This is a genomic window from Pseudomonas sp. GL93 (genome assembly GCF_003408955.1).
GTDB classification, from domain to species: Bacteria; Pseudomonadota; Gammaproteobacteria; order Pseudomonadales; family Pseudomonadaceae; genus Aquipseudomonas; species Aquipseudomonas paracarnis.
This window is the reverse complement of the sequence record NZ_NKRF01000003.1, coordinates 1-4,025: the sequence shown is the minus strand read 5'-3', so window position 1 is coordinate 4,025 and position 4,025 is coordinate 1. Positions and strand designations below refer to the sequence as shown.

At 60.8% G+C, this 4,025-nt stretch carries 3 protein-coding genes and 2 pseudogenes; 3 read left to right on the top strand and 2 right to left on the bottom strand.

The window, feature by feature from the left end; translation table 11 throughout:
- The 3 genes and pseudogenes from CER19_RS28925 to CER19_RS01700 form a co-directional block, all read left to right on the top strand.
- Positions 1 to 418, top strand: a pseudogene (locus tag CER19_RS28925) (PAAR domain-containing protein); the annotation flags it as partial.
- Positions 415 to 807 carry a hypothetical protein gene (locus CER19_RS01705; protein WP_116665166.1) on the top strand — a complete coding sequence of 131 codons (393 nt, stop codon included), beginning with the start codon at positions 415 to 417 and terminating at the stop codon, positions 805 to 807. The pseudogene CER19_RS28925 and the gene CER19_RS01705, both read left to right, overlap by 4 nt.
- Before the next feature lie 125 nt (positions 808 to 932).
- Entirely contained in the window at positions 933 to 2,108 is a 1,176-nt protein-coding gene (locus CER19_RS01700; RefSeq protein WP_116665165.1) for a XylR family transcriptional regulator, read from the top strand.
- Here the strand turns inward: CER19_RS01700 and CER19_RS01695 are convergent.
- Both CER19_RS01695 and CER19_RS01690 read right to left on the bottom strand, forming a co-directional pair.
- Positions 2,105 to 3,367: a carbohydrate porin gene (locus CER19_RS01695; protein ID WP_116665164.1), complete on the bottom strand. Its 1,263-nt coding sequence runs from the start codon at positions 3,365 to 3,367 to the stop codon at positions 2,105 to 2,107. The two genes, CER19_RS01700 and CER19_RS01695, sit on opposite strands and share 4 nt — an antisense overlap.
- Before the next feature lie 57 nt (positions 3,368 to 3,424).
- Positions 3,425 to 4,025 (bottom strand): annotated as a pseudogene (locus tag CER19_RS01690) (membrane-bound PQQ-dependent dehydrogenase, glucose/quinate/shikimate family); the annotation flags it as partial.

The following is a 4,025-nucleotide window of genomic DNA, read 5'->3' as shown; positions in this document are numbered from 1 at the left end:
GGACAAGGCGGGTGGGCCGGGGCAGATTCCGGGGTATGCCGCTCATGTGGAGGCGGTCAGCCGTGCCACGAAGTATATGAAGGCAGGTGGTTACATCGGCATTGGCCTTGGCGGTGTGTCTTCGTTGCTGGCTATTGAGCAGGTGTGTAATGGCGAGTCCGGGGAGGCTTGCAGGAGGATTAAGTTTACGGAAGCGGGGAAGTTCGCTGGGTCCACTTTCTTTGGTGGTTTGGGTGGATGGGCGGCGGGTACTGCGAGTGGTCCGATTTGTCTGGGGATTGGTGTTGCTACAGGGGGGGTAGGTGGTGTTATCTGTGTCGCAGCCATAGTGGGCGCTGGCGCATGGGTCGGTACAACTTACGGCGGTTTGGGAGGAGAAATAGGTGGAGAAATTTTGTACGAGCAAACTTTGCCATGACAGCGGAAGAGTTTTGGAAGTCCTGGCTGGCTTTCTGGATTATTTCAGGTGGTCCGATACTGCTTGCGGCGTCGAGTCTTGCATACAGCTTGTACCTGAGCCGCCGCCATTTGGATGCCATTAAGGAAGCGTTGAAAAATAGCCGCTACATTTATCTTTGGGGGCCTAGTCTTGGGAAACGAGGCTTGATTTGGTCCCTATTGGAAATGTCGAAAATTGCTGGAATGGTGGTTTGGCCGAAGGCTTATATCATTTTGGGAGATGTAAGCCCCGCTGATCTTGAAAAGTTTCCGCCCTACCTGAAGCGTCGTCTTATCATCAATATTACGATGGCTTTCACTGCCCTTATCTGGATGGCAGTTGGAATCATTTTTTGGAAACTTAGGTAACGGACGGGCCTCCCTGAGGCCCGATATTCCCATCCTGCTTCCAGGACGTGACATCGATTTGAATGTAGCTAGGCGTTCGTAGTACACAGGCCTAATCTGCACCGACCGGCCCCAGGACAAAAACAATGAAAACCCTACCGCCCGTTCACCGCATCGCCTTGCTCTTCAACGGCAGCAAAATCTACGACCGCGGCATCATCGCCGGCATTGGCAATTACCTGAGCAGCACCCGTGCATCCTGGGACCTGTTCTTGGAAGAGGACTTCCTCTGTCGCCTGCGCGGTATTGAGCGTTGGCAGGGCGATGGGATCATTGCTGACTTCGATGACCCGCTGATCGGCGAGGCGCTGGCTGGGAGTCGGATACCGGTGGTGGCGGTGGGTGGGTCTTATGAGGATGTGGGCAAGTACCCCAAGGGCATTCCCTATGTCGCTACCGATAACCATGCCCTGATGAAGCTGGCCTACGAGCATCTGGTGGAGGCGGGGTTGACGCGGTTTGCCTGTTTCAGCCTGCCCGAAGCCCAGGCCAATCGGTGGGCCCAGGAGCGTGAGAAAGCCTTTCGACGCTTGATGCAGCGCGATGGCTTGCAGGTAGAGGTGTATCGCGGCCTGGGCACCAGTGCGCCGTTGTGGGACAGCGCGGTGGAGCAGCAGATTGCCTGGCTGCACAGCTTGCCCAAGCCTATCGGCATTATCGCGGTGACCGATGCCCGTGCCCGGCAATTGCTGCAAGCCTGCCTGACGGCGGGCATTGCGGTGCCGGAGGAGGTGGCGTTGATCGGTATCGACAACGACCCGCTGACCCGTACCCTCACGCGGGTGCCGCTCAGTTCGGTGATCCAGGGCACGGAGACCATGGGCCGTACCGCTGCGGCGCTGTTGCATCAGATGCTGCACGGCAAACCCTGCACGGGCACGCAGGTGCTGGTGCCGCCGGACGCCATTAACGTGCAAGCGTCCAGCCTGCATCAACCCCTGGGCAACCCTTACGTGATGCAGGCCTTGTTGTTTATCCGCCAGTACGCCTGCCAGGGCATCAAGACCGATCAGGTCGCCGCTTATGTCGGTGTTTCCCGCTCGTCCCTGGAAGCGCATTTTCGCAAGGCCCGCGGCTGCAGCGTGCATGATGAAATTTTGCGCTTCAAACTCGCCGCTGCCGCCAAGGGCCTGGAAAACCACAGCCTTGCTATTGCCGACATTGCCGCACGCTGCGGCTTCACCTCTGCGCAGTACCTGCATACGGTGTTTCGCCGCGAATTTGGGTGTACGCCGCGTCAGTATCAGCAGGGCACGAACTAGAACACCGCTTTGACCTGCAAGCCCAGCACCAGCGCATTGTCGATGCTCTCCCCGGAAAACGCCCCCGGCTCGATGATGTATTGCACATCCGGGCGCAAGGTCAGCCAAGGCGTGGCCTGGTAGCCATAACTGAGTTCGATCAACTGTTCAGCCGTGTCCAGGTCTGGATAGGCCGTACCGGCGTTGAACGCTGCGAACTCCTGCACATCGCGACTGCGCGGGTTCGGCACCGCACGGCCATAGCCCAGGGCGACGGTATCGCGCGGGCGACCTTCGAACGGCTTGTACAGCACCACGCCCGCGCCATACCACTTGGGGAACGGCGAGGCCGCCTGGCTGGCGGCGGAGTATTGGCCGAAGGCGTGCAGGCTACGGCCTTGGGATGACTGGGAGGCCCACACAGCCTGGTCGATCAAGAGGTAGTGACCGCCACGCCCGCTGACGTCCTTGTTGCTGCCAATGCGTTTTACATCGGAACTGTCGTAGTAATAACCGAGCTTGTATTCACCGGGCAGTGCGCCCGCATGCTTGTAGATCAGTTCGATGGGCACCACGGTGCCGGTGGTGTGCTTGGGCCCCAGGTGCCAGGCACGGCTGGAGTTGCCGTTGCTGGACGGGTCGACATTGAACGCCGCTACGCGCAGTTGCCAGTTGGGCGAAAAGTCGTATTTCACCCGGGCACCGAGGTGCGCATTCGGGTAGTTGGCCCAGCCGCTGCCGCCGGACATGTTCAGCGGATGCCCGCAGAACCCGGCGTTCATGAAGTTGCACAGGATGCCGCTGTCCAGGCCGCCTAGGTCATTGCCCATGGCCATATAGCCCAGCTTGACGTTCAGCGCCGGGGTGAACAGCGTGCGCTCGTAGCTCAGCTCGGTGAGGCGCGTGTAGAGGCCGCCGTAGTTTTCCTGGATCGGCAGGCGGTTGCCCACCAGATCCTCGGAGGCGCTGTTGCCGCGTCGATCGTTGATGGTCAGCTGGATGCGGTCGCCGTTGGTGAAACCGTAGAGCTTGCCCAGGTCGAACTGCACGCCGAGTTTGAGGTTCTGCGAATAGCGCGCCGAACGGTGCTGGCCGCCGTGGGCGTTGTAGGCGGTCTCGCCGGTGTAGTCACCGGTAAAGCGCACACCTTGCGCGTCGAGTTCGCGGCGCAGGCCGCCCCAGTCGCCGGTCAGGGTAGTGTCGTCGGCTTGAACGGGCAGGGCGGCCGCAAAGGCCAGGCCCAGCGCCAGGCGCCAGGCGGTATGAGGAGTAGGGGTCATGGGGGATCGTTCCAAACACAAAGCGCGGTGCCAGAGCACCGCGCGAACAGAGGGCGGTTACGGCAGGGCGTAGGCGATCACGTAGTCGCCACGGTCGGTAGACTGGCGTGCGCCGCCGGCGGTGACGACGATGTATTGCTTGCCGGTTTTCGGCGACACGTAGGTCATCGGCCCACCCTGGCTGCCGACGGGCAGGCGGGCTTTCCAGATTTCATCGCCATTGCCGCTGTTGAAGGCGCGCAGGTAGAAGTCCTGGGTGCCAGCGATAAAGATCAGGCCGCCTTGGGTGGACAGCGTACCGCCCAGGGTCGGCAGGCCTACCTTGATCGGCAGGTGCATGCGGATACCCAGGGGGCCGGTGTCTTCAACGGTGCCCACCGGTACTTGCCAGGCGACCTTTTGCGTCTTCATGTCGATGGCGGTCAAGGTGCCGAACGGCGGCGCCTGGCACGGAATGCCGGCCACCGACAGGAAGCGGTTTTTGTTCACCGCATACGGCGTGCCCTTGAGCGGCACGGCGCCCATGCCGGTGTTGAGCGCTTCACCACCGGAAGAGGCCTGGGCTTTGTTCTGCGACGGTATCATCTGGATCCACAGGCCCAGGCGCATGTCGTTGACGAAGATAAAACCGTGCACCGGGTCGGTGGAAATGCTGCCC

Excerpts from the sequence above, each read along its gene's own strand:
- CER19_RS01705 (WP_116665166.1), top strand. The coding sequence starts at position 415 with ATGACAGCGGAAGAGTTTTGGAAGTCCTGGCTGGCTTTCTGGATTATT.
- CER19_RS01700 (WP_116665165.1), top strand. The coding sequence starts at position 933 with ATGAAAACCCTACCGCCCGTTCACCGCATCGCCTTGCTCTTCAACGGC.
- CER19_RS01695 (WP_116665164.1), bottom strand. The coding sequence starts at position 3,367 with ATGACCCCTACTCCTCATACCGCCTGGCGCCTGGCGCTGGGCCTGGCC.